This window comes from Amycolatopsis lurida (assembly GCF_900105055.1).
GTDB classification, from domain to species: Bacteria; Actinomycetota; Actinomycetes; order Mycobacteriales; family Pseudonocardiaceae; genus Amycolatopsis; species Amycolatopsis lurida.
In genome coordinates this window covers 1,894,791-1,918,751 of sequence record NZ_FNTA01000004.1, presented here as the reverse complement: position 1 = coordinate 1,918,751, position 23,961 = coordinate 1,894,791, and the positions used below count along the sequence as shown (strand labels likewise).

The following is a 23,961-nucleotide window of genomic DNA, read 5'->3' as shown; positions in this document are numbered from 1 at the left end:
TCAGGCGTGCTTCGGGACGTGCTTGCCGAGGAACGCGATCAGGCTCGGGACGACAGTGCGGTTGAAGGTGTCGCCGTGCTTGCCGCGTGCGGTGTGCGCGACCAGGGGCCGCGCTTCGGAGATGAACTTCCGCACCCCGCCGATGAACGGGTCTTCGGTCCCGCACCAGATCCCGGTCGGCACGCTCTTGGTGACATCGATGTGGCGCAACGGATCCAGCGAGCCCCAGTCGGCGGCGTCACGGAACGCGCGCCGTTTGCTCATCTCGGCCCACGACGTGATCAGCGCGGGCGCGAGCGCCGCGACCGCGGCGGGCGGACGACGGCGTTCCAGGCGGCGCCGGGTGTACAGCAGTGCGCCGAAACCACCCATCGAAAGCCCCGTGGCGGCGAACGGCTGCCCGTCCCGGCCGCCGAGGCCGCGGGCGGCCAGTAAGCGGGGGACCTCTTCGAGCAGCATCGCCATCGGGTTGTCGCCGGGCTGGTTCTCGTGCCAGTAGTGGTCACCGCCGTCGACGGCGACGAACCCGAACGGCGGCACCGCCTTGCGGGCGACGTCGCTGCTCAGCTGCTTGAGCAGCCCGGTCGGAGCCGCGTGGCGTGCCGTGCCGTGGAGGCCGTGCAGCATCAGCGACATCGGCAGGCCGTTGGGCGGGGCCTTGGTCGGCAGCATGAGCACGAGATCGACCTCGCGGCCGCGGGCCTCGGAGTAGACGCGTTCGACGCGGGGGCTGCCCAGCTGTGTGGCCGGCGTCGGCGACGCGACACCGAGTGCCCGCTGGAGCGCTTCGCTGAACGGCAGCGCTCCGGTGGCCGTTCCGGCCGCGAGCCCGGCGACTCCGAGACCCGAGGCGCCGGCGATCAGCACGGACCGACGGCTCAGCCACCGGCGGGCGCCGTCCACCCCCGGCAGTGTCGTGTGCCCCTGGTCGTCCTCGTTCACCGATCCCCGTTCCCCCGTCGAGCTTCCACCAGGTCAGACGAGCGTTCCCGCTCGAAGGTTGCACGATTCACCGACCTGTGACCGGGGTATCGCCGGATCAGGTGCCGATGTTTCCCTCTTTCGCGCGCCAGGTCTCGATCGAGATCCGCGCGGACCGCGTCGCGGCCTCGTAAGTGTCGCCGAGACCCACGCCGAGGGCGGTGGCCAGGGGAATCAGGATGTGGTCCACACCATTCTCGCCCTCGCCGAAATGGCCGGCGACCTCCAGCGTGATGTAGCCGTGCACGGCGCTCCAGAGCTGGGCGGCGACTTCGAACTCCGGGGCCGGACGGAACCGGCCCGTGTCGATCACCCGCTTCGCCGCGCGGACGAGGAAGCCGAACGCCTCGATGCCTTCTTCGCTGGCGTTCTGCCGGGTCTCCTCTTTGGTCATGTCGCCGAGGGTGGCCTTCTGCCCGCTGGGCTGGCTCTGTCCGAAGGTCACCGCGTAGAGCTGCGGGTTGTCCAGCACCGTCCGCCGGTAGGCCAGCGCCAGGGTGAGGATGTCGGCGACCGGGTCGTCGGTCTCCTCGACTTCGCCCAAATTCGCCGACAGCCGCCGGAAGCCCTCGCGGGCGACCTCGTTCACCAAGGCGCCCATCCCGCCGAAGTGGGTGTACACGGCCATGGTCGACGCGCCGATTTCGGCCGCCAGCTTGCGGGCCTGGAGCGCCTCGGGACCGCCGTCGGAGAGCAGCCGGATCGCCGCCTCGATCAGCTTGGCCTTGACCTCGGCGGCGGAGGGTTTCGATGCCATGCTTGCCAGTGTCCCATAACCCTGTTATAAATGAGTGCATAACATCGTTATTCCGCCGGTAGGGGGCCAGTGATGGGCAACAAGTTCCTCGAGGGCAACTTCGCCCCGGTCAGCCGTGAGCACACGATCACCGAACTGTCCGTCACCGGGCGCATCCCGGAGTACCTGGACGGGCGCTACCTGCGGAACGGGCCGAACCCGCTGTCCGAAGTGGACCCGGCGACCTACCACTGGTTCATGGGCGACGGCATGGTGCACGGCGTCCGGCTGCGGGACGGCCGCGCCGAGTGGTACCGCAACCGCTGGGTGCGCAACCCGCGGCTGTCCGCGGAGCTGGGCGAGAGGTGGGACGGCGGGACGGCCGCGTCTTTGGGGGCCAACACGAACGTGATCGGCCACGCGGGCAAGACCCTCGCGCTGATCGAGGGCGGCGCCACGAGCTTCGAGTTGACCGACGAACTCGACACCGTCGGCGCCTGCGACTTCGACGGCACGCTTCCGGGCGGCTACACCGCCCACCCGAAGCGCGATCCGGAGACCGGTGAGCTGCACGCCGTGTCGTACTTCTTCGGCTCGGGCAACAAGGTCCAGTACTCGGTGATCGACGCGCGTGGCCGGGCGCGCCGCACGGTCGACGTCGAGGTCACCGGCTCGCCGATGATGCACGACTTCTCCCTGACCGAGAAGCACGTCGTGTTCTACGACCTCCCGGTCACCTTCGACAACGACCGGGCCGTCGCCGCGTCGGTCCCGTCGGTTCTGCGCACGCCCGCGCGGCTCGTGATGTCCGCGCTGGTGGGGAAGGTGAAGGTGCCGGATCCCTTCGGGGCGAAGCTGCGCCAGCGGATCTCGGGCAACGCGGGCCTGCCGTACCGGTGGAACCCGAAGTACCCGGCGCGGATCGGGGTCATGCCGCGGGAGGGCGGCAACGGTGACGTCCGCTGGTTCGAGATCGAGCCGTGCTACGTCTTCCACCCGATGAACGCCTACGACGACGGCGACGACATCGTGCTGGACGTCGTCCGGCACCCGAAGATGTTCGACACGGAGCTGCTCGGACCCGCCGAGGGGCCGCCGACCCTGGACCGCTGGACCATCGACCTGACCGTCGGCAAGGTCGTCGAAGAACGTCTCGACGACCAGGGGCAGGAGTTCCCGCGCGTCGACGAGCGCCTGGTCGGACGGCGGCACCGCTTCGGCTACTCGGTGTCCACAAGGGACGGATCCGCGTCCTCGGGCGCGCTGCTGAAGCACGATCTGTGGAACCGGTCGGTGGCTTCACGGGAATTCGGTGCGGGCAGCCAGGTGGGGGAGTTCGTCTTCGTTCCGTCCTCTGTGGACGCGGGGGAGGACGAGGGGGTGCTGATGGGCTTCGTCTACGACGCCGCGACGCAGAAGAGCGATCTGACCATTTTGGACGCGGGGACGCTGGAGACCGTCGGAGCCGTGCACCTGCCGGACCGGGTACCGAACGGTTTCCACGGCAACTGGGTGGGCGCGGAGGGCTGAAAGCGTCCTTCACCGCATGCCACGCGGTGAAGGACGCTTTCGTCTCATGAGACGCGGGGAAAGCGTCCTTCAGCCCCCGAGGTCGAGCACCCGCTGTTCCCCGCTGTACAGGTTCATGCTGTCGCCGCGGAGGAAGCCGATGAGGGTCATGCCGTTCTCGTCGGCCAGTTCCGCGGCCAGCGACGACGGCGCGGAAACCGCCGCCAGCAGGCCGATCCCGGCCATGGCGGCCTTCTGCACCAGTTCGAACGAGGCGCGGCCGGACACCAGCAGCCCGACGTCCGACGCGGGGATCCGGCCTTCCTGCAGCGCCCAGCCGAGGACCTTGTCGACGGCGTTGTGCCTGCCGACGTCCTCGCGGACGACGGCGAGGTTCCCATCACCGTCGAACAGGGCGGCCGCGTGCAGCCCGCCAGTGCTGGAGAACACCTTCTGGTGCGCGCGAAGCGTGTCCGGGAGCTTCGACAGCACGTCGGTGCTCACCGCGAACTCGGACTTCTCCGGCGAAAACCGGCTTTTCAGCTTCACCGCGTCGAGTGCGGCCTTGCCGCAGACGCCGCACGAGGACGTGGTGTAGAAGTTCCGCTCGACACCGGTATCCGGCGGAGCGACCCCTTCGGCCAGCGCGATGTCCAGGACGTTGTAGGTGTTGCGGCCCTGGTCGTCGACGCCGTCGCAGTAGCGCGCGACCGCGATGTCCTCGCGCGAGGCGAGCACACCCTCCGACAGCAGGAACCCGTGCGCCAGTTCCACGTCGTTGCCGGGTGTCCGCATGGTGACCGCGAGTGCCTTGCCGCCGACCCGGATCTCCAGCGGTTCTTCGGCCGCGAGCACGTCGGGCCGCCGCACGTCCTTCGTCGCGGAGATCTTCCGCACCGGACGCCGCACCGTCACCCTGCCCACTTGTCCACCCTTCTGGCCGGTTATTCGACACTCGAGTACTGCAACGTCGGGAATTAAGTAATACATTCCCAGTGCACATCCTCAGAGTACGGAGGCGCCGGATGGCTGTCGGCTTCCTGGACCGTTCCCGCATCGTCGCAGCACCGGGCTGGAGCCGCTGGCTGGTGCCACCCGCCGCGCTGGCCGTCCACCTGTCGATCGGTCAGGCGTACGCGTGGAGCGTCTTCAAACCGCCGCTGGAGAAGACCCTCGGGCTCAGCGGCACGGAGAGCGCTCTGCCGTTCCAGCTCGGCATCGTGATGCTCGGGCTGTCGGCGGCGTTCGGCGGGACGCTGGTCGAACGCAACGGGCCGCGCTGGGCGATGTTCGTCTCGATGGTCTGTTTCAGTTCGGGCTTCCTGCTGTCCGCGCTCGGCGTGGCGACGTCGCAGTACTGGCTCGTCGTCCTCGGCTGGGGCGGGATCGGCGGCATCGGGCTCGGGATCGGCTACATCTCACCGGTGTCGACGCTGATCAAATGGTTCCCGGACCGGCCGGGGATGGCCACCGGGATCGCGATCATGGGCTTCGGCGGCGGCGCGCTGATCGCCTCCCCGTGGTCTTCGCAGATGCTGGGCGCGGCGCCGTGGTCCATCGGGACCGTCGCGACGGCCTTCCTCGTGCACGGCCTGGTCTACGCGGTCTTCATGACCCTCGGCATCCTGCTGGTGCGGGTGCCCGCCGACGGCTGGAAGCCCGCGGGCTGGGAACCGAAGCCCGACCACGGCAACGCGATGATCACCACCGCGAACGTGTCGGCGCGCAACGCCCTCCGGACGCCGCAGTTCTGGCTGCTCTGGGTGGTCCTGTGCTTCAACGTGACCGCGGGCATCGGCATCCTGGAGAAGGCGTCGCCGATGATCGCGGACTTCTTCCGCGAGACCTCGACCCCGGTCGGCACCGCCGCCGCGGCCGGGTTCGTCGCGTTGCTCTCGCTGACCAACATGCTCGGCCGGTTCGTCTGGTCGTCCACTTCGGACCTGGTGGGGCGCAAGAACATCTACCGGCTCTACCTCGGCGCCGGCGCACTGCTGTACCTGGTGATCGCGCTGACCACCAACGCGTCGAAGCTCGTGTTCGTCCTGTGCGCCATGCTGATCCTGTCGTTCTATGGCGGCGGCTTCGCGACCGTGCCCGCGTATCTGAAGGACCTCTTCGGCACCTACCAGGTGGGCGCGATCCACGGCAGGCTGCTGACCGCGTGGTCGATGGCCGGGGTGCTCGGGCCGCTCATCGTCAACGCCATCTCCGACAGCCAGAAGGCGGCGGGCAAGGTCGGCCCCGACCTCTACACGACGTCGCTGTTCATCATGATCGGCCTCCTGGTGGTCGGTTTCGTCGCCAACGAACTGGTGCGCCCGGTCGACCCGAAGTACCACGAGCCGGCGTCGTCCGGTGAGCCCGCGAGGAGTGAGGCCCGATGACCGACCAGGCACCCGTACGCCGCCGCACCGGGCTGATGGTCCTCGCCTGGCTGTGGGTCGCGCTTCCGTTCGCCTACGGCGTCTACGAACTGTTCCGGAAGGTCGTCCAGCTCTTCGGCGGCTGAGTAAGGTCGGGGCGTGGGAGTTCTGATCACCGGGGCGTCGCGCGGTATCGGCCGTGCGATCGCCCGCGCCTTCGCGGAAAAGGGTGACCGAGTCGCCGTCCACTACGCCTCGAAGCGGGAGGACGCCGAGCGGACGCTCGGTGACTTGCCCGGTTCCGGCCACGGGCTGATCCAGGGCGACCTGTCGGATCCCGAGGTGGCGCAGCGGGTCGCCGACGAGGCCGAAGCGCTGGTGGACGGCATCGACGTCCTGGTGAACAACGCCGCCTTCGCGCCGTCCGCGTCGTCGGCCCATCCCGTCGCCGAAGTGTCCTATGAGGACTGGCAGCGGGTCTGGCGGCGGATGCTCGACGTCAACGTGCTCGGCACCGCCAACGTGACCTACTGCGTGACCCGGCACATGATCGAGCGCGGCGCGGCGGGCCGGGTGGTCAACATCGGCTCGCGAGGTGCCTTCAAGGGTGAGCCCGAGTTTCCGGCGTACGGCGCGAGCAAGGCCGCGCTGCACTCGCTGGGGCAGTCGCTCGCCGTCGCTCTCGCTCCGCACGGGATCGCCGTGACCACCGTCGCGCCCGGCTTCACCGCGACGGACCGCGTCGCGGCGAAGGTCGAAGGCGCGCGCGGCGAGAGCCCGTTCGGCCGGGTCGGCACGCCGGAGGAGGTCGCGGCGGCGGTGCTCTACCTCGCTTCCGGCGACGCCGCGTGGGCGTCCGGCGCGATCCTCGACCTGAACGGTGCCTCGTACCTGCGGATGTGAACTGGATCACGAATGCAGCACTGATGGCCCCCCGTGCGTCTTAGGAACGTGCACAAGCTGGGGAAGGTCCTGGTCGCCGCGCTGGCGGTGGCGGTGTTCGGCGGGACCGCGTACGGATACACGACGCTGGAGTCGCTCGACGGCATCGCCCGAGAAGACGTGATCGAGATGCCGGACCCGGGAGAGCAGCCCGCCGACGGCTCGCTCGACATCCTCCTGGTCGGCCGCGATTCGCGGACCGACGAGAACGGCAAGCCGCTGCCCCCGGAGATGCTGCGTGAGCTGCGGGTGGGCGCGAACGGCGACGACCTGACCGACACGCTCATCGTGCTCCGTATCCCCAACGGCCAGAAGGCCGTGAAGGCCTTTTCGATCCCGCGCGACTCCTGGGTCACGGAGCCGGGGACGAAGGACAAGACCAAGATCAACGGAATCTTCGGTCACGCCAAGTTCGCTTCGGCGAACGCGCAGCGCGCGGCGGGCAAGACCGACAAGGCTGAGATCGACAAGGTGGCGATCACGGCCGCGCGGAAGGCGACCTTGAAGGCGGTCGAGGACCTCACCGGCGTCAAGATCGATCACTTCGCCGAGGTCAACTTGCAGAGTTTCTACGACATCAGCAAGGCCGTCGGCGGGGTCGAGGTGTGCTTGAACAGGGCGACCAAGGATCGCAAGTCCGGGGCGGACTTCCCGGCGGGGAAGCAGACGATCCAGGGCGCCGACGCGCTGGCCTTCGTCCGCCAGCGGGAGGATCTGCCTCGCAGCGACCTCGACCGCGTACGTCGTCAGCAGGTGTTCCTCGCCGGGCTCGCGAAGCAGGTGCTCTCCGCCGGGACGCTCGCCAACCCGGCCCGTGTCTCCGAACTGATCGACGCGGTGAAACGTTCGGTCGTGCTCGACGGCTCGTGGAACCTGCTCGACTTCGTCCGGCAGATGCAGGGCGTCACGGGCGGCGGTATCGCCTTCGACACGATCCCCATCGTCAACCCCGATTATCGCTACAACCCCAAGCAGCCGAGCTGGACCGCCGTGCAGGTGGACCCCGCCCAGGTTCGCGCTTTCGCCGCGTCCCTGATCGGCGCCCAGCCCGCGACGCCGCAGGCGCCCGCCGGGCCCAAGGTCGACGTCGTCAACGCGAGCGGCAAGGACGGTCTTGCCGCTCGCGTTTCGGATCTGTTGGCGGAGAAGGGATTCGGCAAGGGCGAGACGACGGCCGAGACCGGACGGCGGACCTCCGTCGTCCGGTACAGCGACGCGTCCGGGCCCGCCACGGAGATCGCGAAGCTGCTCGGCGGGCTGGAAACCCAGAAGGCCGATTCCGTCGTGGCGGGACATGTACAGGTCGTCCTCGGCCAGGTCTACAAGGGACCGGGCGTGTCCTCGGGTGGCGGGGCGGCCGTCGCCCGGACCGACCAGCCCATCACCTCCGCCGACACCGGGTGTATCAACTGAGGGTCAGCCCAGCGGCTCCAGCCGTACCACGATCGCCTTCGACACCGGCGTGTTCGACTTGTCCGCCACCGAATCCAGCGGCACCAACGCGTTCGCTTCGGGGAAGTACGCCGCGGCGCAGCCCTTCGCCGTCGGGTAGGAGACCACCCGGAACCGCGGAGCCCGGCGGTCGCCGTCCCGCCATTCCGAGACCAGGTCGACCATCGCGCCGTCGGCGAGCCCGAGCGAGACCAGGTCCTCGGGGTTCACCAGCACGACGCGCCGCGCGTCCTCGATGCCGCGATAACGGTCGGAAAGGCCGTAGATCGTGGTGTTGTACTGGTCGTGGCTGCGCATCGTCTGCAGCAGCAGCCTGCCTTCGGGCACCTCGGGATACTCGAGTTCGGAGACGGTGAAGTTCGCCTTGCCGTTGGCGGTCCCGTTGAACTGCCGGGAATCGCGCGGCGCGTGCGGCAGGACGAAACCGTCGGGCTCGCGCACCCGGGCGTTGTAGTCGTGGCAGCCGGGGACGACGCGGGCGATCCGGTCGCGGATGAGGTCGTAGTCGGCGTGGAAGTCCCGCCACGGCACGGCGTGCCCGGCACCGAGCAGGGCCTCCGCGAGATGGCAGACGATGGCGACCTCGGAGAGCAGGTGCTCACTGGCCGGGGCCAGCCTGCCGCGTGAGGTGTGCACCTGCGACATCGAGTCCTCGACGGTGACGAACTGTTCGCCGCCCGCCTGGACGTCGCGTTCCGTGCGGCCGAGGGTGGGCAGGATCAGCGCGGTCCTGCCGGGGACGACGTGCGAGCGGTTGAGCTTCGTCGACACGTGCGCGGTCAGCGAGCAGGACTTGAGCGCCTTCTCGGTCAGCTCCGTGTCCGGGGTGGCGGAAGCGAAGTTGCCGCCGACGGCGAAGAAGACCTTGCCCTTGCCGTCCCGCATCGCGCGGATCGCGGCGACGGTGTCATACCCGTGGTCTCGCGGGACCTTGATGCCGAACTCGGCGTCGAGACTGTCCATAAAGGACTCCGGCATCTTCTCCCAGATGCCCATCGTCCGGTCGCCCTGGACGTTGGAGTGCCCGCGAACCGGGCACAGACCCGCGCCCGGTTCGCCGATCATGCCGCGCACCAGCGCCAGGTTCGCGATCTCGGAGATCGTCTGCACGGCGTGCTTGTGCTGGGTCAGCCCCATCGCCCAGCAGTAGATGGTCCGCTTCGACGTCGCGATCATCCGCGCCAGCCGCTCGATCTGCTCGCGCTGCAGCCCGGTCGCGGCGCCGACCTCGGTCCAGTTGATCTCCCGCAGATGCTTCGCGTAATCCTCGAACCCCTCGGTGGACGACTCGACGAACGCGCGGTCGACGATCGTGCCGGGCGTCTCCTCTTCCCACTTCAGCAGCAGATGACCGATCGCCTGGAACAGCGCGAGGTCGCCACCGAGCCGGATCTGCGCGAACTCGTCGGCCAGCGGGGTGCCCTTGCCGACCACGCCGCGGACGTTCTGCGGGTTCTTGAACCGCATCAGACCGGCTTCGGGCAGCGGGTTGACGGCCATGATCTTCGCGCCGTTGCCCTTGGCCTCCTCCAGCGCGGACAGCATGCGCGGATGGTTGGTGCCGGGGTTCTGGCCGACCACCACGATCAGGTCCGCCTTGTGGATGTCGGCGAGCGACACCGAACCCTTGCCGATGCCGGTCGTGGCCGCGAGCGCCGCGCCGGACGATTCGTGGCACATGTTGGAGCAGTCGGGGAGGTTGTTGGTGCCGAAGGAGCGCACGAGCAGCTGGTAGAGGAACGCGGCCTCGTTGCTGGTGCGGCCGGAGGTGTAGAAGATCGCCTCGTTCGGGTCCTGCAGCGCGCGAAGCTCGTCCGCCACCAGCGTGAACGCGTCGTCCCAGGAGATCGGCTCGTAATGCGTCGCGCCTTCGCGCAGTACGAACGGCTCGGTGATGCGGCCCTGCTGGCCGAGCCAGAAGTCCGTCTTCTCCGCCAGCTCTTGAAGCGAATGCGCGGCGAAGAACTCGCGGCCGACGCGGCGCTTCGTCGCCTCCTCGGCGACGGCCTTCGCACCGTTCTCACAGAACTCGGCGAGTTTGCGGTGCTCGCCGTCGACCTCGCGCGGCTCGGGCCAGGCGCACCCGGGACAGTCGAAGCCGTCGCGCTGGTTCAGCAGGCGCAGCGTCTTCACCGTGCGTGCGGCGCCCATCTGTTCCATGCCGCGCATCAGGGAGACGGCGACCCCGGGGATCCCGGCCGCCCAGCTCTTCGGTTTCCCGACCTCGAGCTGTGTCTCGTCAACGTCGTTCGCGGGTGCGTCGCGGGTCATGACCCCATCGTGCGCCTTACCGCTCCCGCGCGCGACCGAGGGGTCAGGCGCCGGAGACGAGCCGGCCGATCTGCGTTTCGTCCAGCGGGAACCAGGGTGTCTCGTTGACGCCGCGTTCCTGCACCGCGTTCACCGTCACCGCGGCCACGACCAGCACGATCAGGCCGACGATCGCGGCGACGCCCGGCCACCGGCTCGACCCGGGCGCGGAGTAGCCACCACCGGAGGCCGCCTTGCGCTCCTTGCGGCGCTTCTTCTTGAGTTCCTTCTTCGCGCCCAGCCAGGCGTCCAGCTCCGCGTGCTTCTGCCAGTTCGGGTCCACCAGGTCCGGGTGGGTCTCGATCCGCCGGTCTTCTTCGTCCATCTGGCTCGTGTCCCCCGGGTGGTCGTGTTTCGCCGCCGAATTCCACCGGCCACCTTACCCGGACCGCCGCGGCGTTACGGCCGGTGAGGAACTCGTTAGAGGGGGTTCGTAGACTTGTCAACTGTGACCGAGAACGCCCAGCAGCAGCAGACCGACCTTCCGGGTACCTGGAACCCGGCCGACGAAGAAGCCTCGCTCTACCAGCGTTGGGTAGACGCCGGCTACTTCACGGCCGACCCCACGTCGGACAAGCCGCCGTTCACGGTAGTCATCCCGCCCCCGAACGTGACCGGTTCGCTGCACATCGGGCACGCGTTCGAGCACACCCTGATCGACGCCATCACCCGCTACCACCGCATGCTCGGCGACGAGACGCTGTACCTGCCGGGCATGGACCACGCGAGCATCGCGGTCCACGCGCTGGTCGAGAAGCAGCTCCGCGCCGAGGGCACCAGCCGCCGCGAGCTCGGCCGCGAGGCCTTCGTGGAGCGCGTCTGGCAGTGGAAGAACGAGCACGGCGGCAAGATCCTCGCCCAGATGAAGCGCCTCGGCGAGGGCGTGGACTGGACCCGGGAGCGGTTCACCATGGACGACGGCCTGTCCAAGGCCGTCAACACGATCTTCAAGAAGCTCTACGACGACGGCCTGATCTACCGCGCCGAACGGCTGGTCAACTGGTCGCCGGAGCTGCGGTCAGTGCTGTCCGACGCCGAGGTGAAGCACGAAGAGGTCGAGGGCGAGCTCGTCTCGATGCGCTACGGCGACGGCGAGAACGCGATCGTCGTGGCCACCACCCGGATGGAGACGATGCTCGGCGACACCGCCGTCGCGGTCCACCCGGACGACGAGCGCTACACGCACCTCATCGGCACCGAGGTCGAGCTTCCGCTGACCGGGCGCAAGATCCCGATCGTCGCGGACAAGCACGTCGACCCGGAGTTCGGCACCGGTGCGGTCAAGGTGACCCCCGCGCACGACCCGAACGACTTCGAGATCGGCCAGCGGCACGACCTGCCGATGATCACGATCATGGACGAGCAGGGCCGCATCGACGGCACCGGCACCGAGTTCGACGGCATGGACCGCTTCGAGGCCCGTGTCGCGGTGCGGGAGAAGCTGCGCGAGCAGGGCCGCATCATCGCGGAGAAGCGTCCGTACCTGCACAGCGTCGGGCACTCCGAGCGGTCCAAGGAGCCGATCGAGCCGCGGCTTTCGCTGCAGTGGTTCGTCAAGGTCGGCCCGCTCGCGAAGGCCGCCGGCGACGCGGTGCGCGACGGCCGGGTGAACGTCCACCCGCCGGAGATGGAGAAGCGCTACTTCGACTGGGTCGACAACCTGCACGACTGGTGCATCTCGCGCCAGCTGTGGTGGGGCCACCGCATCCCGGTCTGGTACGGCCCGAACGACGAGGTTGTCTGCGTCGGACCGGACGAGGAGCCGCCTTCGGGTGAGGGCTGGACCCAGGACCCGGACGTCCTCGACACCTGGTTCTCGTCGGGCCTGTGGCCGTTCTCCACCCTCGGGTGGCCGGAGAAGACCCCGGACCTGAACAAGTTCTATCCGACGTCGGTGCTGGTCACCGGCTACGACATCCTGTTCTTCTGGGTCGTCCGGATGATGATGTTCGGTCTCTACGCCACCGGCGAGGCGCCGTTCAAGACCATCGCGCTGCACGGCATGGTCCGCGACCAGTTCGGCAAGAAGATGTCGAAGACCGCGGGCAACGGCGTCGACCCCATCGAATGGATGGACAAGTACGGCACCGACGCGCTGCGGTTCACCCTCACGCGGGGCGCCAACCCGGGCACGGACGTGCCGATCGGCGAGGAGTGGGTCGCGGGCTCCCGGAACTTCACCACGAAGCTCTGGAACGCCACCAAGTTCGCGATGATGAACGGCGCGGACGCGAACGCCCCGTTGCCCCCCGCGGCCGAGCTCACCGAGGCCGACCGCTGGATCCTCGGCAGGCTCGGCAACGTCGTCGACGAGGTCACCGGCTACCTGGCGGACTACCAGTTCGCGAAGGCCACCGACACGCTCTACCAGTTCACCTGGACCGAGCTGTGCGACTGGTACTTGGAGCTGTCGAAGGTCCAGGTCTTCCAGGGCGACGAGGCCCGCGTGACGGCGACGCGCGCGGTGCTGGGGCACGTGTTCGACACGGTGCTGAAGCTGCTGCACCCGTTCATCCCGTTCATCACCGAGAAGCTGTGGACGGCGCTGACCGGCCGCGACTCGCTGGTCGTCGCCCCGTGGCCGGTGGCCGACGCGTCGTACGCCGACGCCGTGGCGGACAAGCGGATCGCGGACGTGCAGAAGCTGGTGACCGAGGTCCGCCGGTTCCGCGCGGACCAGGGCCTCAAGCCCAGCCAGAAGGTGGCCGCGCGGCTGTCCGGTGACGGATTCGCCGAGATCACCGGGCACGACGAGCCGATTCGCGCGCTGGTCCGGCTCACCCAGCCTGAAGACGGCTTCGCGCCGAGCGCGTCGCTCGAAGTCGGCCTGTCGGCCGGTGTCGTCACCGTCGAGCTGGACCTGTCCGGCACGATCGACGTCGCCGCCGAGCGCAAGCGCCTGCAGAAGGACCTCGGCGCGGCGGAGAAGGAACTGGCGCAGGCCGAGGCCAAGCTCGGCAACCAGGCCTTCATCGACAAGGCGCCGGAGCCGGTGATCGGCAAGATCCGGGCCCGCAAGGAGACCGCGGTCGCGGATATCGAGCGCATCAACGCCCGGTTGGCGACGCTTCCCGCCTCCTGAGCTCGTGAGTGGTAAGGACGGTTAGAACCGTCCTTACCACTCACGAGGCTTTCAACGGAGGTGACGGAGGACCACTCCGGCCACGCCTGCCATCCCGGTGCGGTAGGGGTGGTACGCCGCGGCGGCGAGCAGTTTCGTGTGCTGCCCGTTGATCCAGGCGGCACCGTTCTTCGCGCAGGCGTCGTGCCCGGCCGACGGTCCGAAGGTGTCCACGAAGGTCGATTTGCCATCGGCGGCGACGGCTTTCTCGATCGCCGAGTTCAGCGCCTTCTCGACGTCGTTGAGCCACGCGTAGTCGCCCTCGGCGAAGGGCAGGATCTTGGGGCAGTAGCCGGATTCCGGCGCGATCCGCGGGTAGCCGACGACGAGCACGTCGGCGCGCGGCGAGCGGGCGTGGATCCCGGCCAGCACCTTCTCGACGTTCTTGCCGGTGTCGGCGATCTTGGCCTTGATGGTGTCGACGCCGTCCACGGTGAACCGGTCCTGGCACGGGTTCCCGGTGGGATCGCTCGCGCGCAGTGACGGGCAGGTGCCGACCAGCGTGCCGAAGACGCCGTAATCGTTGCCGCCGATCCCGACCGTGACCAGGTCGGTGTTCGAGCGCAGGGCGCTGAACTGGGGCGGGTTGCTGCCGAGGGTCACGTTCTGCCGCTGCGTCATGTTGGTGGTGTCGGCGCCACCGCAGCTGATGTCGGTGAAGGAACGGACCCGCAGCGCCGCGGCGAGGATCGACGGATAGTTCTGCGTCGACTTGCCGCAGAAGAGCGGGTCGAGGCGGGGGAGCGGGATGAGCGGCCCGGAGGTGTAGGAATCACCCAGCGCGACGTAATTCCGGTAGGACCGCGTGGCGGCGGTGGCCGCCGTGGCGGAGGCGATCAGCAGGACGACGGTCGAGACGGCCGCGAACAGGACGCGTCTGTAGCGCATGAGGACCCCGATCTCCGGACTGGATGGCCTCTCAAAAATGAACCGGATCCGCTCCTGTCGGCGCCGCCGATCGGGTGGTCGAGCGCCGGTTTCACCCGCTTGGGGTGTCAAATCGGGTGGTCGTCTTCCGGCCTCCGGTAGACGAGGAGATAACGGTAGAAGAGCAGGGTCCGGACCTTGCTCCCCGGCAACAGCCTGGCCGCGTCGCGCCGGATCCGGTTCATCGGCGGGTAGGTCTCCACGATCGGCGCCGTCGGCAGCGGATCGGCCCCGCCGTTGAGCCGCTCGCCCGCGTACACGACCACTCTGGCCACGGCGTTGACCGGTGAGGCCACGAGGGCCCGCGCGTAGTCGGCGAACGTGCTGGGCCTGCCGAGGCCGAGCACGGCCAGCACACCGCCCGGGACCAGCGCGTCACGCAGCTTCGTGACCGTGTCGAACGGCACATGGTGGAGCGACGCGAGGCAGGAGATGAAGTCGTACGCCTCCTCCGGCAGCTTTTCGGTGACGACGTCGGCCTGCCGGTACGAGATCGTGCCGGGCCCCGGCGAACCGGCGGCACCGGCGAGCTCGATCATCGGGCCGGACCGGTCGATCGCCTCGACGTGCATCCCGGTCGCCGCGAGTCGCCGCGCGAACCGTCCGCCGCCGCAGCCCACGTCCAGCGCCACGCCGGGGCCGGGAGGCAGCTGGTCGAGCAGGAGCGGGTGGTAGTGGTCGTTGTGGTTGAACCCCATGCGTCGAGAGTGCCAGGAAAGCCGCACGTAGACTCGGTCCGACAGGTAGCAAGGGTAAGAGGAGAGTTCGTGCCGCGAGGTGACGGCCGGGATTCCGAAGATTTCAGGGAATCCCCGGACCTGGCAGATCTGGACAGTTTCGCCGGTGTCGACGAATTGGGGGTACGTGCCCACGATCCGTCCGACGACACCGACCCGGATCTGGACGCACCCGACGCCGCGTACCAGGCGGGCGGTGGCGCCGGCGGCGGGATCGGCGGAATCGGGCAGCTGGGGGACAACCTCGCGCTCGGCCCCGTGCCGGACCTCGTCGCCCCGGAGGACGTGGAACTGCACGAACTGGACGACCAGGGTGACGAGTTCGCCCCGGCCGACCCCAACGGGCAGCAGGCGCGCCGTGAACTGCTCGCCGTCGAGGCCGAGCTGAACCAGCGCTGGCCCGAGACCAAGATCGAGCCGTCCCTCGCCCGGATCGCGGCCCTGGTCAACCTCATGGGTGAACCGCACCGCGGCTACCCGGTGCTGCACGTCGCCGGGACCAACGGCAAGGGCTCGACCGTCCGGATGATCGACGCGCTGCTGACCCGGATGGGCCTGCGCGTCGGCCGGTACACGAGCCCGCACCTGCAGCTGGTCACCGAGCGGATCGCGCTGGACGGCGCCCCCATCTCCGCCGCCGCGTACGTCGATCTGTATCGCGACGTCGCGCCGTACGTGACCATGGTGGACAACGCGGGCGGGCCCGACGCGGTGGCGATGAGCAAGTTCGAGGTGCTCACCGGCATGGCGTTCGCGGCCTTCGCCGACGCGCCCGTCGAGGCCGCGGTCGTCGAAACCGGGCTCGGCGGCTCCTGGGACGCCACCAACGTCGTGGACGGTGACGTCGCCGTCATCACCCCGATCGGTGTCGACCACGTCGAGTACTTCGGCGGGTCACCGGCCAAGGCCGCGGTGGAGAAGGCCGGGATCATCAAGCCCGGCAGTGTCGCGGTCATCGCCGAGCAGGACCCCGAAGTGCAGAAGATCCTGCTGGAACGCGCCGTCGAGGTGGACGCGAGCGTCGCCCGCGCGGGCAGCGAGTTCGGTGTGCTGGAACGCGAGATCGCCGTCGGCGGGCAGATGCTGAAACTGCAGGGCCTCGGCGGGGTCTACGACGAGGTCTTCCTGCCGCTGCACGGCGCGCACCAGGCGGCCAACGCCGCGCTCGCGCTGGCCGCCGTCGAGGCGTTCTTCGGCGCGGGCAAGGACAAGCAACTGGTCATCGAAGCCGTCCGCGAGGCCTTCGCCGAGGTCGAGACGCCCGGCAGGCTGGAACGCGTCCGCGCCGCACCGACGGTGCTGCTCGACGCCGCCCACAACCCGCACGGCGCCAAGGCGCTCGCGACCACCGTCGCCGAAGAGTTCGCCTTCCGTCGTCTCGCCGCCGTAGTCGGCGTGATGGCGGAGAAGGACGCTCGCGGCATCCTGGACGCTCTCGAACCGGTCGTCTCCGAGATCGTCGTCACCAAGAACTCGTCCCCGCGCGCGATGCCGCTCGACGAGCTCAACGACATCGCCATCTCGATCTTCGGCGAAGACCGGGTCGTGGCCGAGCCCAGCCTGGACGCCGCGATCGAGACCGCCATCGGCCTCGTCGAGCAGAGCGACGACCCCGAAGAGCCCCTGGCGGGCGGCGGCGTGCTGGTCACCGGCTCGGTCGTCACCGCGGGTGAGGCCAGGACCCTGTTCGGTAAGGAGCCGGCGTGACCGACGAAACCCCGAAGCCGCCGGCCAAGGATCCGATGAAGTCCTTCCGCGGTGTGATGGCCGGATCCCTGATCATGGAGGGCATCACCGTCGCGCTCGCGCTGCCGGTGGTGGCGAAACTCGGCGGCGGCGTCGGCTCGCTCACCGGCTGGTCGGTGATCGTCATCGCGGTCGCGCTGATCGTGCTCTGCGGTTTCCTGAAGAAGCCGTGGGCGGTACCCGCGGTGCTGGTGCTGCAGGTCGCGCTGATCGCCTTCTTCGTCGCGCTGCCCGCCGTGGCGATCCTCGGGGTGATCTTCCTCGGGATCTGGCTGTGGCTGCTGTGGCTGCGCCGCGATGTGGCGCGGCGGATGGCGGCCGGGACACTGCCCAGCCAGCAACAGCAACCTCAGTAGGCCTCGTGAGTGGTAAAGACGGTTCTAACCGTCCTTACCACTCACGAGCTTTTGTCAGCGCAGCCTCACCACCCGTAGCTCCGGTGACCTCGCGATGTCCGCGGCGCAGAACCGTCCCGTCACCCAGCCGCCCCGCGAGTACAACCGCGTTTGGTCGGCGAAATGCGGTGACGTGACGTCGGTCGACTGCGAGTACGTCATGATCGTCGAGACGTCCGGGCAGGCCTTGCCATCGAATCCGACCACCTGCACGTAGCTGGATCCGTGGCCGACCTCGTGGTTGCCCCTGGCCGGATCCCACAGTGCCGTGATCACGTTCAGCACCCCGAGGTCGCCCGGTCCGCCGTGGATCGGGATCCGTTTTCCGGCCCTGGTCACCGTCTGGTGATCGGCGAGCCTGCCGTCGACCGGGATGCCGTTGGCACGGAATTCCGCGAGCGTGTCACCGAAGGCCTTCTGCACGTCCGGGTTTTCAGTCGCGAGGGTGTTCGGCGTGGTGACCGGCCGGTTCGGGTCGAACGGGACCTGCCAGATGCCCCGCAGTCCGCCGATCCGGTCCACGAACCGCTCGAAGAAGAGCGCGCCGCGGCTTTCGAGCCGGAACGTGCGGTCCCAGGAGGCCAATGTCGCGCAGGCGTTGCCGACGGGCACGGGCCCCGACGAGGACGGAGCCTGCCCGCCGGGGAAGGCCGCGCACATCTTGGCCGTGTCGGCGGCGGCGAGTTCCGCGGTGCGGCTTCGGTCGCGGTACAGCATGTCCTTCATCGACGACGGCGTGAATCCCTTGCCCACCAATCCTTCTTCGGTGGCGATCAACGCTTCCCGTGTCCGGTCCGACCGCTGGGTGCCGGTCGTCCCGACGATGCGGGGGAGCGGCGCGATCGGTGCGCGGGCGTTGGAGAGCCAGGCGCTGTCGTTGGCGTTGAGTTCGTAGTCGCGCCGCTGCTGCAGCGGCAGCCGGGACGGCGCGAACAGGCCCGGTTCCAGGGAACCCGGGTCGGAACCCCAGTCGCACGACGACTTCGAACCGTCCAAAATGGAGAGCCCGGTGCCGGGGAAGAGTGCCCGGCCCAGCGGGGTCCCGCAGTCCGCGGCCCGCTCGTCGGTGACGTGCGGGACGACCTGGATGTCGCTGTAGAGCGCGTTTCCGGCCCTGTCCGTGGCGATGGTGTTGACCCACGGGACGCCTTGGGTGCGCGCGAGCGCGTTGGCGACGTCCGTGGTGCCGCGTGCTCCGGCCAGTTCGAACCAGGTGTTGAGGCCGCGCAGGTTACCGGCGTTCCCGTCTCGCAGCGCGTGCGCGGACTTCGCCGTCCACGGCGTGGGCACGCCGAACGCCGAACCGAGGACCTGGCCGTACCGTGTTCCGTAGAAGGTGCGGGCGACCTGCCGACGCTCGCCGTTCGGCTCGCGGACCTCGACCTTCACCTCCTGCGCGGTCATCTTCTCCGGTTTCCCGTCGACCAGGTACGTCGTCGGGTCGCCGGGTGCCAGCGGTACTTCGAAGAGGCCGAACGTGATCGCCGTCGACACCGTATGCGTCCAGGCGACGTCGGCGTTGTGGCCGATCTGCGGGATCGGGAGCCCCAGCAGGCTTCCGCCCGCGGCGTCGAACCGGCCGGGAATGGTCAGCTGCGACTGCCAGAACCGGCGCCCGCCCTGCCACGGATAGTGCGGGTTCCCGAGCAGCAGGCCACCGCCGGACTTCGTTCCGTCGCCGCCGACGGCGATGCCGTTGCTGCCGAGTTCGCCGGTCTTCATGGTCTTTCGGAGCCCATCGGCGATTCGCGGCGCCGACTCCGGCCCCGTGGCCGGGGTGTCCTTTGTGGACGGAGGCTGCGTGCGGGCGAGGTCGTCTGCGAGCAAGCCCTGCCCGGCGACCGACGTGACGGCGTAGAAGTGCCGGTAGAAGTCGAGTTCGGTGATCGGCCGGACCCAGTCCGCGCCGCGGCACACCGGATCGGTGATCCGCTGGACGCCGGTCTGTTTCAGGTACGCGTTGTAACCCGCGACGTAGCCGGCCGCCAGCTCCCGCACCTCTGTCCGAGGGCCGTGCGGCGCGGGCCGGGCGAGAAGCCGCTCGATCACGCCCGAGTCGTTGATCCGCTGGAAGTGCAGATCGCTGTCGAGGTTGTTCTCCGCCTCGCTCATCGCCGGATTGCCCTGGCCGCCCGCGCCGAGGTACGCGGAGCGCCGCGCGGACACCGTCAGATAGGTGTTCGCGAGTTCGCAGATGTTGTCCTTGGCCGCGGCGAACCCGTAACCGTAGCCGAGACCGTCGAAATCCTTCGCCGCGATATGCGGGATGCCGTACTCGGTGTACCGGATCACCGCCCGCGACCGGCCGAGCTCGTCCGCCGACGAGACCCCCGTCGTCAGGCTCGACACCGCCAAAGCCGCCGTGAGCAGCACGAGACCGCGCTGGAATCTTCGCATCGTTCCCCCATCCGGATCGACCAATCCCCGTGATCGAAAGTACCGGCGCCGACACGGGGAGACATCGACCGAACGGTTGAGCCGGCTACCGCCCGTTCGTTCATCACCGGGTCAACCGCCGTTGGCCCACCGGCCGTGACCACGGGATAGAACCGCGCCATGACCGCAACCCACCACAACCGCCGCACGCTGCTCAAAGCCGGTCTCACCGGCGCCGGAGCGGTCGCGGGCGGCCTGCTCCTCCCCGGAACCGCGACCGCGAACGCCGTCCCGCTCCTCCGCCGCGACCGCCCGGTGCTCACCCACGGTGTCCAGTCCGGCGACGTCACCACCGGTTCCGGCATCGTCTGGTCGCGCGCCGACCGGCCTTCGCGCCTGATCGTGGAGGTCTCCAGGGATCCGTCGTTCCGCCACGCGCGACGCGTGCGCGGTCCGGTGATGAGCCCGGAGACCGGCGGTACCGGCAAGGTCCGCGTCGCCGGCCTCCTGCCGGGGACCGAGGTGCACTACCGCGTCACCGCCGAAGACCTCGACGGCCGCGCTCGCAGCGAGGCCGTCACCGGCCGCTTCACCACCGCCCCGGTCGGCCGGTCGGACGTCCGGCTGCTGTGGTCCGGCGACGTCGCCGGGCAGAACTGGGGCATCAACCCCGAACGCGGCGGGATGACGATCTACCGCGCGATGGCCGACCGCCGTCCCGATCTGTTCCTCCACTGTGGAGACACGGTCTACGCCGACGGGCCGCTCACCGAGACCGTCGCGCTGCCCGGCGGGCGGGTGTGGCGCAACATCGTCACCCCGGAGAAGGCGAAGGTCGCCGAGACACTCGACGAGTACCGCGGCCAGTTCGCCTACAACCTCCTCGACGACAACCTCAAGCGCTTCACCGCGAACGTGCCCGCCTACGTCCAGTGGGACGACCACGAAGTCGTGAACAACTGGTACCCCGGGGAGATCCTCAACGACCGCCCCGAATACACCGAGAAACGGGTCGACGTGCTCGCCGCCCGCGCGTTCCAGGCGTTCCACGAATGGCACCCGATCGACCGCCGCCAGGCCGTCGACGGCCGCGTGTACCGCAACTTCCGGCACGGTTCCCGCGCCGAGATCTTCGTGCTGGACATGCGGACCTACAAGGACGCCAACACCTCGGACCAGACCAAGCCGGGCCGCGTCCTCGGCGACCGTCAGGCCCGCTGGCTCGTCGACGCGCTCGACCGCAGCACCGCCACCTGGAAGATCATCCAGGCCGACCTCCCGATCGGGCTCACCGTCCCGGACGGCAAGGCCATCGAGGGCGTCGCCAACGGCCTGCCCGGCGCGCCCGGCGGCCGCGAGACCGAGCTCGCCTGGGTGCTGCGGGAGATCTCGCGGCGCCGGGTGCGCAACGTCGTCTGGCTGACCGCCGACGTGCACTACACCGCGGCGCACCACTACTCGCCGGATCGTGCGTCGTTCCCCGATTTCGACCCGTTCTGGGAGTTCGTCTCCGGCCCGCTCAACGCCGGCGCGTTCGGCCCGAACACCCTCGACCCGACCTTCGGGCCGGAGGCGGTGTTCGTGCACGCCCCGCCCGCCGCGAACACCTCGCCCGCCGACGGTTTCCAGCACTTCGGCGAGGTGAACATCGACGGGCGGAGCGGCGTCCTCACAGTCGACCTGAGGGACGCTACGGGCGCTTCGCTGTGGTCGAAGATCCTGCCGCCCCAACGCTGAGCAGTTCGGTCAGGACCGAGATGCTGCGATCGCCGTACCCGGCCTCGACGGCCCGCCGGACGAGGTCGTGCATCGGCCGCTGCCACGCGACGTCGACGCCTTCCTCGGCCAGCCCGAGGTCGGCGGCGGCGCCGGCGTGGAAGATGTCCACCGAGGACGCGGGATCCGAGTAGTCGCCGCTGTCGATTTCCTTGGTGAACACCGGAAGCACCGAGATGATCATCTCGAACCACTTGGTGGCGTAGGGCAAGAGCGACTCGGCCGCGAGCCCCCGCGACCGCAGCGCGGCGGCACCCTGGAAGAACCCGACCAGCGCGGGCAACAGGGTGCCGCCGACGGCAGTTTCGTACAGCGCCGCCAGATCGGTCTCCTCGCCGAGATGGACGGTGTCGCCGCCGAGTACCCGCAACGTCTCCAGGTGCTCGTCGAAAACGGTCTTGTCGCCGCCGTAGTACAGCAGCGTGTCCGGCGCTCCCACGGCCGACGGCACGTTCTTGATCGCCCCGTCGAGGTATCGCGCGCCGTGCTCCTTCGCCCATTCAGCCATCCGGCGCGCCTCCGCCGGTGAGCCGCTGTTCAAGGTCACCAAAGCGTGGCCGGTCAGTGAGGCCGCTTCCAAGGCCGCGCGCGTGTCTTCGTAGGTGGTCAGGCAGGTGATGGTCAACGGGCTCGCCCGCACCGCGTCCCCGGCCGTCGCGGCCAGGATCGCTCCACGCGCGACCAGCGGCTCGGCCTTCGAGGCCGTCCTGTTCCACACGGTGGTCGGATGCCCGGCCGCCAGGAAGGCGTCCGCCAGGGCCGAACCCATCGAACCGAGGCCCACGACGGTCACCGGCGTCTTCGGCATTTTTCGCTCCAGTCAAAGGAATCTTCGGGATGACTCCATGCTGGGCGGTCGCGTACATTCGATCAAGTACCTACAATTTTGCCGGGTACCGACAAAAAGGTATGTGAAGCGATGACCAAGAACCGGACGTTCACCTGCGGCCTCGACGCCGCGATCGCCGTCATGGGCGGCAAATGGAAAGGGCTCATCCTGTTCGCGCTCCAGGACGGGCCGCTGCGTTTCGGGGAGCTGCGACGCGCGGTGCCGGGCATCAGCGAGCGGGTGCTGATCCTGCAACTGCGCGAGATGGAGACCACCGGACTGCTGCATCGCGAGGTGTACCACCAGGTTCCGCCGAAGGTGGAGTACTCGCTGACCGGATTCGGGGATTCCCTGAACACCGCGATGGCCGCCCTCGGGGAGTGGGGCGAAGAGCACCTCGAACGCATCGAGGCCATTCCCTGGTCCGAAGTGAAGTGAGCTGCGAAGCACCCAGTAGGCTCCGGGCGAATAGCACGAAACCCACCCAAGGAGAAATACCGCCGTGACTGAACGCACGCTGGTCCTCGTCAAGCCCGATGGCGTCGCGCGCGGCCTCGTCGGCGAGGTCATCGCTCGCATCGAGCGCAAGGGCCTGAAGCTCGCCGCCCTCGAACTGCGCACCGTCGAGCGCTCGGTCGCCGAGGAGCACTACGCCGAGCACAAGGAGCGTCCGTTCTTCGGCGACCTCCTCGAGTTCATCACCTCGGGCCCGCTGGTCGCGATCGCCGTCGAGGGCCCGCGCGCCATCGCCGCGTTCCGTCAGCTCGCCGGCGGCACCGACCCGGTCGAGAAGGCCACCCCGGGCACCCTGCGCGGCGACTTCGCGCTGGAGACCCAGTACAACCTGGTGCACGGTTCGGACTCGCCGGAGTCGGCCGAGCGCGAGCTCAAGCTCTGGTTCCCCGAGGTCTGACAGAATCGTGGACGGCGCGGGAGCTCCGCGCCGTCCACGAACCTGGGGAGCACGATGACACCGGACGAGTACCTGGAGCGCTTGCGGGAGCTCACCACCGGTTTCGCCCGGGTCGCGAGCACCGGGGACCACGCCGCGCCCGTGCCGTGCTGCGGCGAGTGGCGCCTGCGTGACCTGGTCGTCCACCTCGGCAACGTCCACCGCTGGGCGGCCGGGATCGTGCGCACAGGCGAGCCTGCCCCGCAGGACCTCGACGCCGAACCGGGCGTGGATCTCGCCCCCTGGTACCGCGAAAGCGCGGACGAACTCATCGAGGCGCTGAGCGAGGCGGCTCCTCAGGACGGCGCCTGGAACTTCACCGCCGCCGCCAAGACCAAGTCCTTCTGGTTCCGCCGCCAGGTTCACGAGACCGCGGTGCACCTGCTCGACGCACATCGCGCGGCAGGTACCGAATACACCCTGGACCCGTCCCTCGCCGCCGACGGCGTGGACGAGGTCCTCCTCGGCATGCTGCCTAAGGTGAAGCGCTGGCACACCCCGCCGGTGGTCAACGTTCCGTTGCTGCTGAAGACATCCGACACCGGACACGCCTGGTTGATCACACCGCCGGGTGAGACCGACGTCCCCGGCTCGCGGCAGGCGAACCCCGCCGAAGCGGCGGATGCCGTCGTCGAAGGGCCCGCGGAAGGGCTGGATCTGCTGCTATGGCAACGGATCGAGCTCGCCGCTTCGGGTATCAAGATCACCGGTGACGTCGAGGCGGCCGAGACCTTTCTCGCCGGGCCCGTGACGCCCTGACCTTCGGCGCCCTACGCCGTTCGGTTCACGTTCACCCCGGGGTCTTC

At 69.1% G+C, this 23,961-nt stretch carries 21 protein-coding genes; 12 read left to right on the top strand and 9 right to left on the bottom strand.

Annotated features, from left to right (window positions below):
* Both BLW75_RS14120 and BLW75_RS14115 read right to left on the bottom strand, forming a co-directional pair.
* A complete protein-coding gene (locus tag BLW75_RS14120) occupies positions 1 to 942 on the bottom strand; it encodes an alpha/beta hydrolase (RefSeq protein WP_034314004.1) in 942 nt (313 codons plus the stop codon).
* A gap of 97 nt (positions 943 to 1,039) precedes the next feature.
* On the bottom strand, positions 1,040 to 1,738 hold the full coding sequence (locus BLW75_RS14115; RefSeq protein WP_034314006.1) for a TetR/AcrR family transcriptional regulator: 699 nt from the start codon (positions 1,736 to 1,738) through the stop codon (positions 1,040 to 1,042).
* A gap of 72 nt (positions 1,739 to 1,810) precedes the next feature.
* Between BLW75_RS14115 and BLW75_RS14110 the strand changes: the two genes are divergently transcribed.
* Positions 1,811 to 3,247 (top strand): carotenoid oxygenase family protein, encoded by a 1,437-nt coding sequence (locus BLW75_RS14110; protein WP_034314007.1) that lies wholly within the window; start codon positions 1,811 to 1,813, stop codon positions 3,245 to 3,247.
* A 69-nt stretch (positions 3,248 to 3,316) separates the two neighbouring features.
* On the opposite strand, the gene fdhD is transcribed toward BLW75_RS14110, so the two are convergent.
* Positions 3,317 to 4,150 carry a formate dehydrogenase accessory sulfurtransferase FdhD gene (gene fdhD, locus BLW75_RS14105; RefSeq protein ID WP_034314009.1) on the bottom strand — a complete coding sequence of 278 codons (834 nt, stop codon included), beginning with the start codon at positions 4,148 to 4,150 and terminating at the stop codon, positions 3,317 to 3,319.
* Between the two features lie 101 nt (positions 4,151 to 4,251).
* On the opposite strand from fdhD, the gene BLW75_RS14100 reads away from it, so the two are divergent.
* Genes BLW75_RS14100 through BLW75_RS14090 form a run of 4 tightly spaced genes read left to right on the top strand, consistent with a single transcriptional unit; the run spans position 4,252 to position 7,947 of the window.
* Positions 4,252 to 5,613 (top strand): L-lactate MFS transporter, encoded by a 1,362-nt coding sequence (locus BLW75_RS14100; protein WP_034314012.1) that lies wholly within the window; start codon positions 4,252 to 4,254, stop codon positions 5,611 to 5,613.
* Positions 5,610 to 5,738 (top strand): MFS transporter small subunit, encoded by a 129-nt coding sequence (locus BLW75_RS43940; protein WP_277814971.1) that lies wholly within the window; start codon positions 5,610 to 5,612, stop codon positions 5,736 to 5,738. The genes BLW75_RS14100 and BLW75_RS43940 overlap by 4 nt, the downstream gene beginning before the upstream one ends.
* A gap of 13 nt (positions 5,739 to 5,751) precedes the next feature.
* Positions 5,752 to 6,495, top strand: a complete 744-nt coding sequence (locus tag BLW75_RS14095; protein ID WP_198935757.1) for an SDR family NAD(P)-dependent oxidoreductase — start codon at positions 5,752 to 5,754, stop codon at positions 6,493 to 6,495.
* Between the two features lie 48 nt (positions 6,496 to 6,543).
* The gene (locus BLW75_RS14090) at positions 6,544 to 7,947 is read left to right on the top strand and encodes an LCP family protein (protein ID WP_034314015.1); all 1,404 of its coding nucleotides are present in this window, start codon (positions 6,544 to 6,546) and stop codon (positions 7,945 to 7,947) included.
* Between the two features lie 3 nt (positions 7,948 to 7,950).
* On the opposite strand, the gene BLW75_RS14085 is transcribed toward BLW75_RS14090, so the two are convergent.
* On the bottom strand, positions 7,951 to 10,257 hold the full coding sequence (locus tag BLW75_RS14085; RefSeq protein ID WP_034314017.1) for an FdhF/YdeP family oxidoreductase: 2,307 nt from the start codon (positions 10,255 to 10,257) through the stop codon (positions 7,951 to 7,953).
* Between the two features lie 43 nt (positions 10,258 to 10,300).
* Positions 10,301 to 10,621 carry a hypothetical protein gene (locus BLW75_RS14080; RefSeq protein ID WP_034314019.1) on the bottom strand — a complete coding sequence of 107 codons (321 nt, stop codon included), beginning with the start codon at positions 10,619 to 10,621 and terminating at the stop codon, positions 10,301 to 10,303.
* Positions 10,622 to 10,744: 123 nt separating this feature from the next.
* Between BLW75_RS14080 and BLW75_RS14075 the strand changes: the two genes are divergently transcribed.
* Complete coding sequence (locus BLW75_RS14075; protein WP_034314020.1) at positions 10,745 to 13,378, top strand: valine--tRNA ligase; 2,634 nt, start codon at positions 10,745 to 10,747, stop codon at positions 13,376 to 13,378.
* Positions 13,379 to 13,429: 51 nt separating this feature from the next.
* Here the strand turns inward: BLW75_RS14075 and BLW75_RS14070 are convergent, their stop codons facing one another.
* Positions 13,430 to 14,305 carry an SGNH/GDSL hydrolase family protein gene (locus BLW75_RS14070; protein ID WP_034314023.1) on the bottom strand — a complete coding sequence of 292 codons (876 nt, stop codon included), beginning with the start codon at positions 14,303 to 14,305 and terminating at the stop codon, positions 13,430 to 13,432.
* Positions 14,306 to 14,412: 107 nt separating this feature from the next.
* Positions 14,413 to 15,042, bottom strand: a complete 630-nt coding sequence (locus tag BLW75_RS14065; RefSeq protein WP_091597577.1) for a class I SAM-dependent methyltransferase — start codon at positions 15,040 to 15,042, stop codon at positions 14,413 to 14,415.
* A gap of 69 nt (positions 15,043 to 15,111) precedes the next feature.
* Between BLW75_RS14065 and folC the strand changes: the two genes are divergently transcribed.
* Both folC and BLW75_RS14055 read left to right on the top strand, forming a co-directional pair.
* Positions 15,112 to 16,788, top strand: a complete 1,677-nt coding sequence (folC, locus tag BLW75_RS14060) for a bifunctional tetrahydrofolate synthase/dihydrofolate synthase (RefSeq protein ID WP_034316247.1) — start codon at positions 15,112 to 15,114, stop codon at positions 16,786 to 16,788.
* The gene (locus tag BLW75_RS14055; protein WP_034316250.1) at positions 16,785 to 17,183 is read left to right on the top strand and encodes a DUF4233 domain-containing protein; all 399 of its coding nucleotides are present in this window, start codon (positions 16,785 to 16,787) and stop codon (positions 17,181 to 17,183) included. Before folC ends, BLW75_RS14055 begins: the two co-directional genes overlap by 4 nt.
* Before the next feature lie 54 nt (positions 17,184 to 17,237).
* Here BLW75_RS14055 and BLW75_RS14050 read toward each other — a convergent pair whose 3' ends face one another.
* Positions 17,238 to 19,619 carry a penicillin acylase family protein gene (locus tag BLW75_RS14050; protein WP_034316252.1) on the bottom strand — a complete coding sequence of 794 codons (2,382 nt, stop codon included), beginning with the start codon at positions 19,617 to 19,619 and terminating at the stop codon, positions 17,238 to 17,240.
* Positions 19,620 to 19,778: 159 nt separating this feature from the next.
* On the opposite strand from BLW75_RS14050, the gene BLW75_RS14045 reads away from it, so the two are divergent.
* The gene (locus BLW75_RS14045) at positions 19,779 to 21,335 is read left to right on the top strand and encodes an alkaline phosphatase D family protein (RefSeq protein ID WP_034316253.1); all 1,557 of its coding nucleotides are present in this window, start codon (positions 19,779 to 19,781) and stop codon (positions 21,333 to 21,335) included.
* On the opposite strand, the gene BLW75_RS14040 is transcribed toward BLW75_RS14045, so the two are convergent.
* On the bottom strand, positions 21,289 to 22,182 hold the full coding sequence (locus tag BLW75_RS14040) for an NAD(P)-dependent oxidoreductase (RefSeq protein ID WP_034316254.1): 894 nt from the start codon (positions 22,180 to 22,182) through the stop codon (positions 21,289 to 21,291). The genes BLW75_RS14045 and BLW75_RS14040 overlap by 47 nt on opposite strands.
* 111 nt (positions 22,183 to 22,293) lie before the next feature.
* On the opposite strand from BLW75_RS14040, the gene BLW75_RS14035 reads away from it, so the two are divergent.
* The 3 genes from BLW75_RS14035 (at position 22,294) to BLW75_RS14025 (ending at position 23,914) form a co-directional block, all read left to right on the top strand.
* On the top strand, positions 22,294 to 22,641 hold the full coding sequence (locus tag BLW75_RS14035) for a winged helix-turn-helix transcriptional regulator (protein WP_034316255.1): 348 nt from the start codon (positions 22,294 to 22,296) through the stop codon (positions 22,639 to 22,641).
* 64 nt (positions 22,642 to 22,705) lie between these two features.
* On the top strand, positions 22,706 to 23,116 hold the full coding sequence (gene ndk / locus BLW75_RS14030; protein ID WP_005158515.1) for a nucleoside-diphosphate kinase: 411 nt from the start codon (positions 22,706 to 22,708) through the stop codon (positions 23,114 to 23,116).
* Positions 23,117 to 23,170: 54 nt separating this feature from the next.
* The gene (locus BLW75_RS14025; RefSeq protein ID WP_034316256.1) at positions 23,171 to 23,914 is read left to right on the top strand and encodes a maleylpyruvate isomerase family mycothiol-dependent enzyme; all 744 of its coding nucleotides are present in this window, start codon (positions 23,171 to 23,173) and stop codon (positions 23,912 to 23,914) included.
* The last annotated feature ends 47 nt before the right edge of the window (positions 23,915 to 23,961 follow it).